We start from the raw sequence: 14,813 nt of genomic DNA, 5'->3' as shown, positions 1-14,813 counted from the left end.
CCCGGTGGGACGAGTTGTGCCACGTGGCGGTCACGCCACGGCCGAATCCGATAGAACGGCTTCCATGGCCGTCATCGCGATCGACACTCCCACCGACGCGCAGCTCCGCCAGTGGCACCGCGTCGTGGTCGCCGCGTGCGCCCACGACCAGCCCGACGAGCCGCCTCTGGACTTCGAGCAGACCCGGGCCCGGCTCCTCGTCCCGAAGATGGCCTCCCGGACCCTGTTGTGGGCCGAGCCGGGCCCGGACGGCGACCTCGCGGGGGTGGCGTACCTGCGGCTGCCGGACGACCCCGACCGGGCCGGCGAGATCGACATCCATGTGCGCCCGGAGCACCGGCGCGGCGGCATCGGCACCCGCCTGCTGGCGGCCGCGGGCGGAGCGCTGCGGGCCGGCGGCTGCCGGACCGTCTTCGCCCAGGTGGTGGCGGGCACTCCGGCGGTGCCGTTCCTGGAGGGCCGGGGCTTCCACTGCGTGCTGACCCTGCAGAGCATGCTGCTGCGGATGGCGGAGGTGGATCCGCTGGAGGTGGCGCGGCGGGTGGCCGAGGGCCGGCCGGGCTACCGGCTGCGGCGCTGGACGGGAACGGTCCCGAACGAGCTGGCCGGCCAGCTCGCCACGGCCAAGATCGCGATGGCCGAGGGCGAGCAGTTCCGGTGGGACGCCGCGCGGGTCCGCGAGATGGCGGGGGTCGTCGCCGCGCGCGGCGACGACCTCTACACGGTGGCGGCGCTGCACGGCCCCTCGGCGGCGCCGGAACTGGCCGGGTTCACCGAAGTCGTGGTGCCGGGAGCGGCACCGGAGCGGGCGGCCCAGTACGACACGGCGGTGGTGCCGGAACACCGGGGGCGGCGGCTGGGCATCTGGTTGAAGGCGGCGATGCTCGACTGGCTGCGGGCCGAGCGCCCCGAGGTGGCGGAGATCGAGACCGACAACGCCGACGACAACGCCTCCATGCTGGCGGTCAACCGGGAGCTGGGGTTCCGCGGGCAGCGCGAGTACCGCGAGTACCAGGCCGACACCGCCGACCTTCCCTAGGCCGGAGCGGGAGCCCCGGCGGGCCCGCGGCGGGGCCCGCCGGGGGCCCGTTCACGGGGTCAGGACGATCTTGGTGCAGTCGTCCACCTTGTTCTTGAACATCTCGTAGGCCCGCGGGGCCTGGTCGAGCCGCATCCGGTGGGAGATGACGAAGCTGGGGTCGATCTCCCCGTTGCGGATGCGGTCCAGCAGCGGTCGCAGGTACTTCTGCGTGTGGCACTGGCCCGTCCGGAGGGTGAGGGACCGGTTCATCAGCGCGCCCATCGGGAACTTGTCGGCGAGCCCGGTGTAGACACCGATGACCGAGACGACGCCGCCGTTGCGGCAGGCCATGATCGCCTCGCGCAGGGCGTACGGCCGCTCGGTCTCCAGCCGGGCGGCCTGCTTGGCACGGTCGTAGCCGTACATGGCCGGGTTGGGATGGTGCGCCTCCATGCCCACGGCGTCGATGCACGCGTCCGGCCCGCGGCCGGCGGTCATCTCCCGCAGCTCCTCCAGGACGTCGGTCTCCGCGTAGTCGATCGTCTCCGCCCCGGTGTGCTCCCGGGCCATCCGCAGCCGGTGCGGGAAGCGGTCGATGACGATGACCCGCTCGGCGCCCAGCAGGCGGGCGCTGGCCGCGGCGAACTGCCCGACGGGCCCGGCTCCCCAGACGGCGATGGTGTCGCCGGGGGAGATGCCGCACATCTCCGCCCCCATGTAGCCGGTGGGCAGGATGTCGGACAGGAAGAGCACCTTCTCGTCGGGCAGATCGTCCTCGATCTTGATTGGCCCGACGTCGGCGAAGGGCACGCGCGCGTACTCCGCCTGCCCGCCGGGGTAGCCGCCCAGCATGTGGGAGTAGCCGAAGACGCCCGCGGGGGAGTGCCCCAGGAGCTTCTCGGCGATCCCCGCGTTGGGGTTGGAGTTCTCGCACAGCGAGTACAGCTCGTGCTCGCAGGACCAGCAGTTGCCGCAGGCGATGGGGAAGGGGACCACCACCCGGTCCCCCGGCCGCAGGTTCGACACGCCGGGCCCGACCTCCACGACCTCGCCCATGAATTCGTGGCCGAGGACGTCGCCCTTCTTCATGGTGGGGACGTAACCGTCGTACAGGTGCAGGTCGGAGCCGCAGATGGCGGTCGAGGTGATCCGGACGATCGCGTCCCGCGGATTGAGGATCTGCGGGTCCGGCACCCTTTCGATCTCGACGGTGTTCCTGCCCGTCCAGCAGTTGGCCTTCACGGTGTTCCTCGTTCCTCTCCGCGGCCGTGCCGGCCGCAGCTCGAAGGGTTCGGACGTCACGCCACGGGCTGCGCCGGCCGCTCCCGGGCGAATCCCCGGGCGCGGAACCCCTCGGGGCGGGCGTCCGAGCGCGCCACCTCACCGGTCTCCAGGATCTGCTTGAACCGGCGCAGGTCGTCGCGGACCTGCTGCTCGGGGTGCTCGCCGAAGAGGCGGGCGAAGGCCGCGCCGACCCTGCCGCCGGGCGGCGCGTAGGTCATCTCCACCCGCACCTCGGTGCCGCGCCCGCCGGGGGCGTCGGAGAAGCGCACCGACCCGGAGCTGGAGACGCCGGGGCCCTGCCCGGTGTCCCGCAGCGAGCGCCAGGCGATCAGCTCGTCGGGCAGGTCTTCGACGAGCTCGGCCTCCCAGGAGACGGTGCTCTTGACCGGCGCCTCGGCGGTCCAGCGGGTGCGCCCCTCACCGATGTCGTCCACCGACCGCAGGTGGGTCATGAACCGGGGCAGGTTGCCGAACTCGCGCCAGTGCCGGTACGCCTCGGCGCGGGGCCGGTTGACCGTGACGGAGGCGCGCAGGTGCAGGTCGCCCGTGCCGCCGGCGGCGGCCCGTGCCCGCAGCGCGGTGTACAGGTCGATGGCGGTGATGCCGGCCACGGCCGCGGTGGCCGCCGCGACGCGCTGCCGGCGCGGGCCCCGCCGGTCCCGCAGGGCCGTGCCCAGAATGGCCAGGTCCATGGCGTCGCCGGCCACGCGCGTCCACGCCCAGCGCGTCGGCCGGTGCCCTCTCAGCAGGCCCGCGGCGTGCGTCAGCTCGCGTAGCCCCACCAGGGGCAGCAGGGCCCGGATCACCGGCGAGTCGTCGACGCCGGCCGTCCGGCCGACGGCGCGCGGCGCGGTGAGTTGGGCGGTCCCCAGCCCGAGGCTCATCCAGCCCAGCGCGCGGGCGAGTCCTCTGGCCTCGTGCTCGTCGTACGGTGCGCTCATCTCGACCTCTCATGAACTCGGTGTTCGCCGAGAGACGGGTCGCCCGGGGCGCGACGGTGCGCCCCCGGAGGCCGTCGGCCCGCCTCGCGCCCCCACTACCCGGGCGCATCGCCGTGACACGGAGCCGACCGCTCGGGCCATGGCCGGCGGGCCTCCAGGTCACCGCCCGGGGCGGCGGAGCGTGCTGGGACGCGGGTCGGCCGCCGAGCGCGCGGCGGTGATCATCGGAGCGTGGCGGGGTCGTGCGGCTCCGGAGCGCACTCGGGTTCCTGGGGGAAGTGCCCGGCCCGGGGGAGGTAGAGGACGAAGCGAGCCCCGTGGTCGCTGTCCTCCAGGGCCAGGGTGCCGTGGTGGGCCTTGGCGATATCCCGGCAGATCGGCAGGCCGAGCCCCGTGCCGGCCGGGTCGCGGGAGCGGGAGGCCTCCAGCCGGGTGAAGCGCTCGAAGATCTTCTCGCGGTGCTCGGGTGGGACGCCCTCGCCGTCGTCGGCGACCTCCAGCACCGCGCTGGAGTCCTGGAAGCGGACGGTGACGGTGATCTGACCAGTGGCGTGGCGTTCGGCGTTGTCGAGCAGGTTGGTCAGCAGCCGGGTGATGCGCAGCCGGTCACAGTCGACGATCACCCCTTCGCCCAGCTTCCGGACGATGCCGACCCGGGCGGGGGGACGCCGGCCCAGTTCGGCCTCGACCAGGCGGGCGAGGTCGGTCGGCTCGCGGTACAGGGGCAGGCCGGAGTCCAGCCGGGACAGGGTCAGCAGGTCGGTCACGATCGCCTGCTGCCGCTCCACCCCGGACAGCACCTCCGTGGTCAGTCGCGGCCAGTCGGTGTCCTCGGGGTAGAGCAGCGCCTCCTCCAGGTGGGTGCGCATCGCGGTGATCGGGCTGCGCAGGTCGTGCGAGGCCTCCGAGGTGAAGCGCCGCAACTGGTCGACGGCGTTCTGGAGGCGGTCCAGGGTGGCGTTCACCGTCTCGGCCATCAGCCGGAGTTCCTGGTGCTTGGGCACCGGTACCCGGCGGTCGAGGTTGGTGGCGGTGATCTCGGCCAGTTCGGTGCGGATGGCGTTCATGGGGGCCAGGGTCTTGGTGACCATCCAGTAGATCCCGGCCGATGCCAGCGCGGTCGCCATCGTCGAGGCGGCGCCTGCCAGGAGCAGCATCCCGAGGGACCCGTACCAGGGGTGATGGGGCGTTGCGGTATAGATGATCATGTGGTTCTGCGGGGCCGGGCTCATGCGGTCGGTGACCGCCGTCGCCTTGACGTCCATGCATCCGGTCAGCCCGTTCGGGGGGCACAGGGTCCGCTCGATCCGGACCCGCTGCCCGGGGGGCGGGACGAAGGTCGCCATCGGCGGCCGGCCCGCCAGGGACTCGGAGGCGGAGACGACCCGGCCGCGGGAGTCCACGACCTGGACCATCGTCTCGTCCTGGCGGTTGGACAGTTCCGGCGGAAGCCGGTCCTTCCTGATCATGAAGAACACCCGGTCGATGGCCGCGTCGGCCCGCGCCGCGTCCCGGTCCTCCCGTTCCGCGGCGACCTGGAGGAGGAAGAGCAGGCTGATGCTGATCGACACCAGGGCCGCGATGACGGCGGCGATCAGGGTGGAGCCCGTGCGAAGCGATGAGCGTTTCCAGTTCACCGACCGTCCCCTCGTGAGGTGCCGCGCGCGGCCGGGACGGGCCTTGCCCATCCGCGGGGTAGTCGCAGGTCACGTGGTCTAAAGGGAGGACCACCGGGGCCGGCGCGTGGCGGGGGTCCCGCGCGCGCCGACACCTGCGTGCGTTCAGGGGAACTCACGCGCCCACTCTACGTGTCTGATATGTAGCAGATTGGCAATGAACGGGTCATTACTGCGCAGATCCGGGCGAGCGCGCCTGGGGCGGGCACAAGTTTGGACAAGCCGGGACGGCGCTCACCGGGCCGTTCCCAGCCCGCACCTCGAGGAAGGCCGGAAGCATGTCCCAGCAGCACACTTCCCCGCACCCTGGCGGCGGCGCGGAAGCCGACGTCGACGTCGACGTCGTCGTGATCGGCGGCGGCCCCGCGGGAGAGATCGCGGTCGCCCGGGCGGTGCGGGGCGGGCTGACGGCCGCCCTGGTGGAGAGCCGCCTCGCCGGCGGTGAGTGCGCCTACTACGCCTGCGTGCCGAGCAAGGCGCTGCTGCGCCCCATGGAGTCGGTCGACGAGGCCCGCCGCGTGCGGGGGGTGGCGGCGGCGCTGACCGGTTCCGTCGACGTGCCCGCAGTCCTCGCCCGGCGCGACGAGACCATCTACCACCTGGACGACAGCAAGCAGGTCGCCTGGGTGGAGAGCCTGCCGGCCGTCATGGTGCGCGGGTTCGGGCGGCTGCGGGGCCCCCGCCTGGTCGAGGCGGTGCGGCCGGACGGCACCGGCACCGAACTGCGCGCCCGGCACGCGGTGATCCTGGCCACCGGGACCGAGCCGGCGCTGCCCTCGATCCCCGGGTTGGCCGAGGCGAACCCCTGGACGAACCGCGAGGCCACCACGTTCACCAAGGCGCCCCGGCGGCTGGCCGTGATCGGCGCCGGCCCGGTCGCCTGCGAGATGGCCCAGGCCCTGCACTTCCTCGGTGCCGAGGAGACGACGATCCTCGTGCGCGGTCACCGGCTGCTGGCCCGTACCGAGCCGTTCGCCGGCGAACTGCTGCTGGAGGAGATGCGGCGCAAGGGGATCGACGTGCGGTTCGGCCGGCAGCCCGTACGCGTCGACCGGGCGGACGCGGACGGCCCGGTGACCCTGCACCTGGACGACGGCGGCACCCTGGAGGTCGACGAACTGCTGGTCGCCACCGGCCGCCGCTCCGCCGTCGACGGGCTCGGCCTCGACACCGTGGGGCTGGAGCCCACGGGTCCGCTGCGGGTGGGCCCCGACATGCGGGTCGAGGGCGTGGCCGGGGACTGGCTGTACGCCGTCGGCGACGTCAACGGGCTCGACCTCCTCACCCACATGGGCAAGTACCAGGCCCGGCTGTGCGGCGACGTGATCGCCGCCCGGGCCGCCGGCCGGCCGGACGACCTGCCCGGGCTCCGCGAGATCGCGGACGGCCTCGGTGCCCCCCAGGTGGTCTTCACCGACCCGCAGGTCTGCTGTGTGGGGCGCACCGAGGAGGCCGCCCGGGCCGAGGGCTTCGACGTGCGCGTCGTCGAGTACGACCTGGCGCAGGTCACCGGCGCCTACCTGCAGGCCGACGGGTACCGTGGCCGCGCCAAGGCCGTTGTCGACGAGCGGCGCCGCGTCCTGCTCGGCGTGACCTTCGTCGGGCCCGGCGTGGCCGATCTCCTGCACTCGGCCACGATCGCGGTCGTCGGCGAGGTGCCGATGGAACGGCTCTGGCATGCTGTCCCGGTGTTCCCGGCCGTCAGCGAGATCTGGCTGCACCTGCTGGAGGAGTACGGCCTCTAGCCGGAGCCCGGACGGCGCGCCCGGGACGCCCGAACTCACCTCACGACGGGAGATGCCATGACCCCCCGCCCGGGCACGATCATCGGACTCGACCTGACCGTCCCCGAGGCCGCGCGGCTACGCGACTTCTACGCCGACGTGGTCGGCTGGGGCGTCCAGGGCCTGCACGGCGGCGCCGACTACGACGACCACGACGACTACTTCATGACCGGCCCGGACGGCACTCCCGTCGCCGGGGTCTGCCGCAGGGAGGGCGAGAACGCCGACCTGCCGGGGCAGTGGCTGGTGTACATCGCGGTGGACGACCTGGCCGCCCGCGTCGAGAAGTGCGTCGCGCTCGGCGGTGCCGTCGTCGCGGGGCCCAAGGGCGAGGGGCCCGGCGCGTACTGCGTCATCCGGGATCCCGCCGGGGCCGTTCTGGCCCTGATGCAGCACTCCGGGGGCTGACCGGCCGCCGTCGCATTTCCGGTGCCCGGTTAGGCTTCGGTGTCCGCGATGGTCGGTCGATGCGGGTTCGGGATGAGGCGGGGCTGATGGCGGCGCGAGACCCGGAGGGCGAGCTGGAGACTGCCCTGCTGCGCCATGACCGCCGATATACCAGCCGCGAGGTGGCGCGGCTGGCCGGGGTGCCGGTGTACCGTGCGCGGCGCTTCTGGCGGGCGCTGGGGTTCGCCAACGTGGACGACGACGCGGTGGAGTTCACCGACGCCGACGTGGGCGCGCTGTCGGCACTGCTCCGGCTGGTCGACGAGGGGTTCGAGGAGGGGCAGGCGCTGCAGCTCGCCCGGTCGCTGGGCCGGTCGGCGGCGCGGCTGGCCGAGGCGCAGGCCGAGCTCGTCATGGAGCTGATGGAGCGGGTCGGGGTGCCGCCCGGCGGCCGGGCGCACCACCTGGCCGCCCGGCTGCCGGAACTGCTGCCCGAACTGGAGGGGCTGCTGGTCTACACGTGGCGGCGGCAGCTCGCGGTCTCGACGGGACGGCTGGAGCAGGTCGAGCCGGGCACGACGGCTGCGCGGTGGGCGGTGGGGTTCGCGGACCTGGTGGGGTTCACCCGGCTGAGCCGGCGGCTGGGGGAGCGCGAGCTGGGGCTGCTGGTGGAGCGGTTCGAGGGCCGGTCGGCGGACGTGGTGACGGCCGGCCGGGGCCGGGTGATCAAGACGTTGGGGGACTCGGTGATGTTCGTCGCCGACTCCGCCCACGAGGCCGCCGAGATCGCCCTGGGGCTGGTGGAGGCGCACGACCGGGATCCGGCGATGCCACCGCTGCGGGTGGGGGCGGCGTTCGGCCCGGTGCTGGCCCGGCTGGGGGACGTCTTCGGCAACACGGTGAACCTCGCGAGCCGACTCACCGCGCTGGTGGACCCCGGCGGCGTGCTGGTCGACGCCGGGATGGGCGCCGGCCTGACCGGTCGCCGGGAGTTCGTGCTGCGGGCGATGGGCCCGCTGGCGGTCCGCGGCTTCGACGAGGTGCCCGCTTTCACCGTCATCCGGGCGGCCGGGCGATGAGCCGGTACGAACACGGCGCGACGCGGCGAAAATCAGATGATCGAGGGTCTGTGCAGGTGGCACCATCGATACCGCGCCGTCCCGCCGGGATCCGGCCGAATCCGGCGGTGCCGTCCGAGCCGAGCTGAGAAGGAGGTGACCGAAGGTGAACGTGCTCGTTTTGAATGCCTCGTACGAGCCCTTACAGCGGGTGGACGTGCGGCACGCGATCAAGATGCTGGTGCGCGGGGTGGCCGTCGTGGAGGAGGCGGTGGAGGGTCGCACCATCGGTCACTTCCCGGTGCCCCGGGTGCTGCGGCTGGTGCGCTACGTGGCGATGCGGTGGCGGCACGGCCGGCGCCCTCCGTGGAGCCGGCGCGGGGTGCACCTGCGCGACGGGGGGCTGTGCGGCTACTGCGGCAAGCCCGGGCACACCATCGACCACGTGCAGCCGCAGTCGCGCGGCGGCGCCGACAGCTGGCTGAACACTGTGCTCGCCTGCGGCCGGTGCAACAACCGCAAGGGCGACCGCACTCCGGCCGAGGCCGGGCTGCGGCTGCGGATCGAGCCGCGGGTACCGCGCTGGGAGGAGCTGTTCGACCTCTGACCGCGCATCCCTGACCGGAGTCTCATGTGAGGAGGGCCGGGCCGCTTCGGGCGGCTCGGCCCTTTTGTTCGCTGTTGATGAGACAAAGCTAGGCAACTGTGGCTTATGGTAACGTTTCGGCCAATTCTCCGAGTGATCGGCAGGACTACCAGTGACAGGCGCCTCCCCCCGGCGCGCCGCGATCGCGATCACCATGGCGACGGTGATCATGCTGCCGCCCGCGCTCCCCGGCTTGACCGCCGGCGCACTCGCCGCCCCGGACCCGCAGAAGGAACTCGCCCGGCTCGAGAAGAAAGCCGCCGCGCTGAACAAGGAGTACCGCGGCGAACTGATCGCGCTCAACGAGGCGCGGCGGGCCGCCCAGCGGGCCGCCACCGAGGCGGACCGGCTGGAGCGCGACCTCACCGCCGCCCGCACCGACGTCGGGCGGATCGCCGCGACCTCCTACATGACCGGCGGCATCGACCCCATCCCCGTGGTCACCAGCGCGGACCCCAGCGCCGCGATCAGGGACGCGGCCGTCGTCCAGCACCTGGCCCGCAACAATGAGTTGCGCCTGCAGAGCGCCCAGGCGTTGCAGGTCAAGGCCGCCCAGGCCCGCAAGAGTTCGGCGGCCAAGGTGACCGAGGTGCGCAAGCAGATCGAGGACCTGGAGAAGCAGCGCACCCGGGTGCGGAAGCTGCTGGCCAAATACCGGCCCGAGCGGCCCACCGTGACCCGGCCTGACGGGGCGAGCGGCTCCAAGTCGCCCGTGACCGGCTCGTCCATGACCGCGCGGATGCGGACCCTGATGCTCGCCATCGACGGCCGGTTCGGCCCGTTCCCCACGATCGGGTGCTTCCGCGGCGGCGCCGGCGCGCAGGACCACGGCACCGGCACCGCCTGCGACTTCATGGAGAGCACCGGCGGGCGGATGCCCAGCGCGAGCGCCCAGGCGCACGGCGACCAGGTCGCCCAGTTCGCGATCAACAACGCCTCCCAGTACGGCGTGAAGTACATCATCTGGAAGCAGCGCATCTGGGACACCCGCAGCGGCGGCGGCTGGCGGGCCATGGAGAACCGGGGCGGCATCACCGCCAACCACTTCGACCACGTCCACATCTCGGTGCTGTGACCGGCCCGGATCCGGCGGCGTACCGGTGTTGTCAACCGGTGCGCAAGGCCCGGTCCGGTTTCTGAACGGCCCGGACAAGCGGGCCGGCGCACCGGCCGGTACGTTCGCGGCGAAGGGCGCACGAGGCCCGCCCGGCGGCACCTCCTTGCCGTCGGGCGGTCGGGCCCCGCCCGGTCCGGCGAGGTGTCCGGGGGCACGGTCCGGCCACGGCCCGCCGAAGGCCCGCCCGCAGGGGCGGGCCCGGCCTCGGCGGGGCGCGGTGGAGACCGCCGAGGCCCGGGCCCGGAGCCGGCCGCGCCACTGCCGTGGGGCCGACGAGCGGGAGATCAGTCGAACAGGTCGGGCTGTTCCCGGGTGATCTGGTCGTACAGCGGCTGGTAGTTGATCCAGGCCACCAGGTCGTTGCCGATCTGCTCGCGGGTGAGCGCCGCGTTGTCGTGCTCGATGTGCACCACCCGGCCGGCGGCCTTGGCCAGCAGCTGGACCTGGCACGAGCGTTCCATGGTGATGAACCACCAGGCGGCGGCGTCCACCGAGTCGCCGACGGTCAGCAGCCCGTGGTTGCGCAGGATCACGGCCTTGTGGCCGCCCAGCGCGGCGGCGATCCGCTTGCCCTCCTCGGTGTCGTTGACGACGCCGGTGTAGTCGTCGAACAGCGCGTGGTCCTCGTAGAAGGCGCACACGTCCTGGGTGATGGGCTCCAGCAGCTCGCCGAGGGCCGACAGCGCCCGGCCGTGCACCGAGTGGCTGTGCGCCGCGGCCACCACGTCGGGACGGGCCTGGTGGACCTGGGAGTGGATCGCGAAGGCCGCCTGGTTGACCGGGTAGCGGCCCTCCACGACCTGGCCCTCGTGGTCGACCAGGATCAGGTCGCTGACCCGGATGTGCTTGAAGGACATGCCGAAGGGGTTGACCCAGAAGTGGTCGGTCAGCTCCGGGTCGCGGGCGGTGATGTGGCCCGCCACGCCCTCCTCGAAGCCGAACTTGCCGAACAGGCGCAGTGCCGAGGTCAGCCGCTCCTTGCGATGCCGTCGCTCGTCCGCCACGTCGTCGAACGTGGGCGGCAGCCGGTAGATCAGTTCGGACACCACGCCTCCTCGTTGTCTACTACCACCAAAGCCGATGCCCGCCCGGCTCTCCTAGACTGTCCGGATCCAAGCACGGCGATCAGGGTTGTCGGATCGGGACAACGTGGGAGCTCGCATGGAATGGCCGGCCGACCTGTTGGAACTGCTGGCCGCCGGCGGCCGTGATCCACGGCTGCTGGAGGCCACGGTCCGCGCCGCCCGAAGCCGGTCGCCGCTGGTGGCCGAACTGCCCGAGGAGGAGACCCGCCGGCACACCCGGGCACTGATCGACGGCGCCATCGACGCGCTGGTCGCCGGGACCGGGCCGGGCGAGGAGGCCCTGCGGGCGGCCGAGCGGCTGGGCGCCGACCGGGCCCGGCAGGGCGTCCCGGTGACCGCCCTGCTGGACGGGTTCCAGGCCGGCCGCTCGCACATCGTCCAGGCGCTGGTGGCCGAGGGCCGGGCCCGGGGGGTGCCCGCCGACCTCCTCCTGGACGGGGTCACCCGGCTCGACGCGATCTCCACCGCGCTGTCGCACCGGATGGTCCACGCCCACCGGGTCGCCGAGCTGGAGTTCACCCGCACCGCCCGGGAGGGCCGGGTCCAGGTGCTCCGCCGGCTGCTGCACGGGGAGCCCGCCTCGATGCCGGCCCCCTTCGACCCGACGGCGGCCTACCACTGCGTGGTCGGCGAGGTCGGCGACCCCGAGGCGGCCGGCCGGCTGGAGCGCGCGCTGCGGCCGGGCCTGTGCGGCCTGGTCGACGGGCGGTTCGCGGCCCTGGTGGTCCGGCCGCCCGACGAGGTGCCCGCCGACGGCCCGCTGCTGGTGGTCGCACCGCCCGCGCCGGTGACCGCCCTCGCGTCCCGCTACCAGCTCGCCCGGCGGGCGTTGCGCGCCGCCGGGACCGCCGGGCTGAGCGGGCTGCACCCCCTCACCGGCCTGTCGCTGCTGACGGCCGCCGCGGCCGAGCCCGAGCTCGGCGGCCTGCTGGCGGATCGGCTGCTCGCCGGGCTGGCCCCCGGCGACCCCTTCCACCGGGAACTGGCCGAGACCGCGCTGGCCTACCTGGACCACGGCGGGCGGATCGACCCGGCCGCCGCGGCGCTGCACGTCCATCCCAACACCGTCAAGTACCGGCTCCGCCGGCTGCAGGAGCTCACCGGCCGGTCGCTCGCGCCGGCGCCCGGCACCGCCGTCGCCCACACCGCCCACTGGTGGTGGGCGCTGCGCTGCTGGCTGGCACCCGCCCGGTGATCACCGCGCCCCGCCGCCGTAGCAGGATGGGCGTCCACCGGAGCAGGGAGGCGTTGTGCGGGTGAGCGTGGTGATGTGGCCGACGGAGTCGTGGCCGGCGGCGGGCGAGCGGTGGCGGCGGGCCGAGGAGATGGGGTTCGAGACCGCCTGGGTCTATGACCACGTCGCCTGGCGGGGCTCCACCCCCTGGTTCGACGCGTACGCCACCCTGGCCGCGGCCGCCGTGGTGACGGAACGGATCAGGCTCGGCACCCTGGTCACCTCCGCCAACTTCCGGCATCCGGTGCCGACCGCGCACGCCGCGCGGACCGTCGACGACATCAGCGGCGGCCGGCTCACGCTGGGCATCGGAGCGGGCGGTATCGCCCGGACGTCCGACGCCGGCATCCTCGGCGGGCCGGAGTGGTCGCCGCGCGAGCGCGCGGAGCGGTTCGCCGAGTGGACGGACCTGCTCGACCGGCTGCTGCGCGGCCCGGAGACCACCTTCGAAGGCGTGCACTACTCGGCCCGCGAGGTGGTCACCGCTCCCGGCTGCGTGCAGCGGCCCCGCCCGCCGTTCGCCATCGCCGCCACCGGCCCGCGCGGGATGCGGCTGGCCGCCCGGCAGGGCGCGCTCTGGGTCACCACCGGCCGCTGGCAGGAGCCCGCGGCGATGTACGAGACCGTCCGCACCGAGATCGCCGGGCTGGAGGAGGCCTGCGCGGCCGAGGGGCGCGATCCGGCGGAGCTGCGGCGGATGCTGCTGACCGAGCCCGCCGGGCCCGGGCTGGAGTCCCCGGCGGCGTTCGAGGACCTGGCCGGACGGTACGCCGAACTCGGTATCACCGACATCGCCGTGCACTGGCCCCGCCCGGGCACCGGCGACGGGCCGGACCTCACCGCCCTTGCGGAGATCGCTCGGCGGCGTACGGGGTAGGCCGGGCGGCGCGGTGGCGCCGGGCGGCCTCCTGGCCGAACGCGAAGACCAGCCAGGCCAGCGCGGTGGCGTCGTCGACCACGCCCACGGGCAGGAACACGTCCGGCACGATGTCCAGTGGCGACAGGATGTAGACGGCCGCGGCGACCATCGCGGCGATCTTTCCGGTGCCGGTCCGGTAGCCGCCGTCGGCCCGCGCCGCCCGGCGCCGCCGGGCGAGCCGGCGCAGGACCAGCCCCGCGACGGTCAGGGCCGCGCCCAGCGCCATCGTGACGAGGCCGAGCACCGACAGGTCGGCGCCCGCGAGTTCGCCGTCGGCCGTGAACGCCAGGATCGCGCCCGCGATCAGGACGGCGATGCCGCACCACACCATGGGATCGCCTCCGGGGGGGTCGAGGGTCAGGAGGTGCTGCTTGCGGTATCTCCGCCCAGGCCCTTTTCATGCGCGTCCCTGCGCATGCCCGCCGCGGGTGGCGCTCCCAGCCGGCCCGGGCCGGCTCAGTGCTGCCGGAGCGCCACCCGGAGGCCGACGGCCAGGAGGGCGGCTCCGGCCGCCCCGTCCAGGGCCCGGCGGGTCCGCGGCCCGCGCAGCGCCCGGGAGATCGGGGCCAGGGCCAGGGTGAACAGCCGCCACCAGAGCACGGCGAGGGCGAGGAACACCGCGGCCAGCGTCGCCGTGGTGCGCAGCCGGGGCTCCTGCGGCCCGACGAACTGGGGGAGCAGGGTGAGGAACAGCAGGGCGATCTTCGGGTTCAGCAGGTTGGTGAGCAGCCCCTGGCGGAACGCCTCGCCCCGGCCGGTGGCGGGCGTCTCCAGGGAGCCGGTCACGGGCCGCCGCGGTGCGGGCTCGGCGGGCGGCCGCAGCGCCGCGAGCAGCAGGCGCACCCCGAGGTAGCCCAGGTACGCCGCGCCGGCCAGCTTCACCGCGGTGTAGGCGGTGGCCGAGGCGGCGAGCACCGCCGACAGGCCGAGCACCGCCGCACCCGCGTGCAGGGAGATGCCCAGGCAGCAGCCCAGCCCGGTCACCCAGGCCACCGGCGGGCCGGCGCGCAGCCCGTTGCGCAGCACCAGCAGCATGTCGGGTCCGGGCGTCACCGTCAGCACGGCGACCACACCGAGGAAGGGCAGCAGAAGGTCGGGCACGGGCCGATCTTAGGGGTTTGTCCGTTCAGTGCACCGGCAGGTCGGCGGCGGCCTCCTGGAAGGGGCGGGCGGACGGGCCGGGCTGGACCTCGGCCTCGCGCGGGCCGAGCGGGCCATGTCCCTGCGCGCACTCCACCACGGCCCGGAGCGGGGCGCCGCAGCCGTGGTGCGTCGCGTTCAGCGGGGGCCCCTCGGGGTCGGCGGTGTACCGGTCGCCCCACTGCATCAGCGCGATGAGGACGGGCCACAGCTCCCAGCCCCGGGGGGTCACCCGGTACTCCCAGCGGGTGCGCCGGCCGGGTTCCCGGTAGGGGCGCCGCTCCAGGATCCCGGCGCCGACGAGCTTGCGCAGCCGGTCGGCGAGGATCGTCTCCGACACCCCGATGTGCCGGCGCAGGTCGTCGAACCGGCGGACCCCGTTGACCGTGTCGCGCAGGATCAGCAGCGTCCACTTCTCGCCGACGATGTCGAGGGTGCGCCGGACCGTGCAGTTCTCCGCGCTCGTCTGTAGCCAGTCCATGGGCACCAATCTACTGCTGGCTGTGAAATTGACAGTCAGA

15 protein-coding genes are annotated in these 14,813 nt (G+C 73.9%); 8 read left to right on the top strand and 7 right to left on the bottom strand.

All coding sequences use genetic code 11. The features are described 5' to 3' along the window. The first annotated feature begins 64 nt into the window (after window positions 1-64). Window positions 65-1,039 (top strand): GNAT family N-acetyltransferase, encoded by a 975-nt coding sequence (locus DPM19_RS32125; RefSeq protein WP_111871847.1) that lies wholly within the window; start codon window positions 65-67, stop codon window positions 1,037-1,039. A gap of 51 nt (window positions 1,040-1,090) precedes the next feature. Here DPM19_RS32125 and DPM19_RS32120 read toward each other — a convergent pair whose 3' ends face one another. The 3 genes from DPM19_RS32120 to DPM19_RS36870 form a co-directional block, all read right to left on the bottom strand. Further along, the gene (locus tag DPM19_RS32120) at window positions 1,091-2,263 is read right to left on the bottom strand and encodes a zinc-dependent alcohol dehydrogenase (RefSeq protein WP_111871846.1); all 1,173 of its coding nucleotides are present in this window, start codon (window positions 2,261-2,263) and stop codon (window positions 1,091-1,093) included. A 56-nt stretch (window positions 2,264-2,319) separates the two neighbouring features. After that, entirely contained in the window at window positions 2,320-3,246 is a 927-nt protein-coding gene (locus tag DPM19_RS32115) for an SRPBCC family protein (protein WP_111871845.1), read from the bottom strand. Window positions 3,247-3,467: 221 nt separating this feature from the next. After that, complete coding sequence (locus DPM19_RS36870) at window positions 3,468-4,883, bottom strand: sensor histidine kinase (RefSeq protein WP_158566963.1); 1,416 nt, start codon at window positions 4,881-4,883, stop codon at window positions 3,468-3,470. Window positions 4,884-5,200: 317 nt separating this feature from the next. On the opposite strand from DPM19_RS36870, the gene DPM19_RS32105 reads away from it, so the two are divergent. The 5 genes from DPM19_RS32105 (at window position 5,201) to DPM19_RS32085 (ending at window position 9,872) form a co-directional block, all read left to right on the top strand. Next, on the top strand, window positions 5,201-6,667 hold the full coding sequence (locus DPM19_RS32105; RefSeq protein ID WP_111871843.1) for a dihydrolipoyl dehydrogenase family protein: 1,467 nt from the start codon (window positions 5,201-5,203) through the stop codon (window positions 6,665-6,667). A 57-nt stretch (window positions 6,668-6,724) separates the two neighbouring features. Beyond that, a complete protein-coding gene (locus DPM19_RS32100) occupies window positions 6,725-7,114 on the top strand; it encodes a VOC family protein (protein WP_111871842.1) in 390 nt (129 codons plus the stop codon). Between the two features lie 59 nt (window positions 7,115-7,173). Further along, window positions 7,174-8,172, top strand: a complete 999-nt coding sequence (locus tag DPM19_RS32095) for an adenylate/guanylate cyclase domain-containing protein (protein ID WP_111871841.1) — start codon at window positions 7,174-7,176, stop codon at window positions 8,170-8,172. A gap of 145 nt (window positions 8,173-8,317) precedes the next feature. Next, the gene (locus DPM19_RS32090; RefSeq protein ID WP_111871840.1) at window positions 8,318-8,758 is read left to right on the top strand and encodes an HNH endonuclease; all 441 of its coding nucleotides are present in this window, start codon (window positions 8,318-8,320) and stop codon (window positions 8,756-8,758) included. 151 nt (window positions 8,759-8,909) lie between these two features. Then, the gene (locus tag DPM19_RS32085) at window positions 8,910-9,872 is read left to right on the top strand and encodes a hypothetical protein (RefSeq protein ID WP_111871839.1); all 963 of its coding nucleotides are present in this window, start codon (window positions 8,910-8,912) and stop codon (window positions 9,870-9,872) included. Window positions 9,873-10,198: 326 nt separating this feature from the next. Here the strand turns inward: DPM19_RS32085 and DPM19_RS32080 are convergent, their stop codons facing one another. Next, entirely contained in the window at window positions 10,199-10,960 is a 762-nt protein-coding gene (locus tag DPM19_RS32080) for a class II aldolase/adducin family protein (RefSeq protein ID WP_233511010.1), read from the bottom strand. A gap of 115 nt (window positions 10,961-11,075) precedes the next feature. Here DPM19_RS32080 and DPM19_RS32075 point away from each other — a divergent pair, with 115 nt between their 5' ends. Then, window positions 11,076-12,194, top strand: a complete 1,119-nt coding sequence (locus tag DPM19_RS32075) for a PucR family transcriptional regulator (protein ID WP_111871837.1) — start codon at window positions 11,076-11,078, stop codon at window positions 12,192-12,194. 61 nt (window positions 12,195-12,255) lie between these two features. Further along, window positions 12,256-13,110: an LLM class flavin-dependent oxidoreductase gene (locus DPM19_RS32070; protein ID WP_233511009.1), complete on the top strand. Its 855-nt coding sequence runs from the start codon at window positions 12,256-12,258 to the stop codon at window positions 13,108-13,110. Here DPM19_RS32070 and DPM19_RS32065 read toward each other — a convergent pair. From DPM19_RS32065 to DPM19_RS32055, 3 genes are all read right to left on the bottom strand, one after another. Continuing rightward, on the bottom strand, window positions 13,070-13,483 hold the full coding sequence (locus DPM19_RS32065) for a YkvA family protein (RefSeq protein ID WP_111871836.1): 414 nt from the start codon (window positions 13,481-13,483) through the stop codon (window positions 13,070-13,072). The genes DPM19_RS32070 and DPM19_RS32065 overlap by 41 nt on opposite strands. A 125-nt stretch (window positions 13,484-13,608) precedes the next feature. Further along, a complete protein-coding gene (locus DPM19_RS32060) occupies window positions 13,609-14,253 on the bottom strand; it encodes a LysE family translocator (protein ID WP_111871835.1) in 645 nt (214 codons plus the stop codon). Window positions 14,254-14,278: 25 nt separating this feature from the next. Continuing rightward, the gene (locus DPM19_RS32055; protein WP_111871834.1) at window positions 14,279-14,773 is read right to left on the bottom strand and encodes a winged helix-turn-helix transcriptional regulator; all 495 of its coding nucleotides are present in this window, start codon (window positions 14,771-14,773) and stop codon (window positions 14,279-14,281) included. Between the last annotated feature and the right edge of the window lie 40 nt (window positions 14,774-14,813).

The organism is Actinomadura craniellae, from assembly GCF_003289645.1.
GTDB lineage: Bacteria > Actinomycetota > Actinomycetes > Streptosporangiales > Streptosporangiaceae > Actinomadura_D > Actinomadura_D craniellae.
The sequence above is the reverse complement of the archived record's forward strand: the minus strand, read 5'-3'. Positions and strand labels throughout refer to the sequence as shown.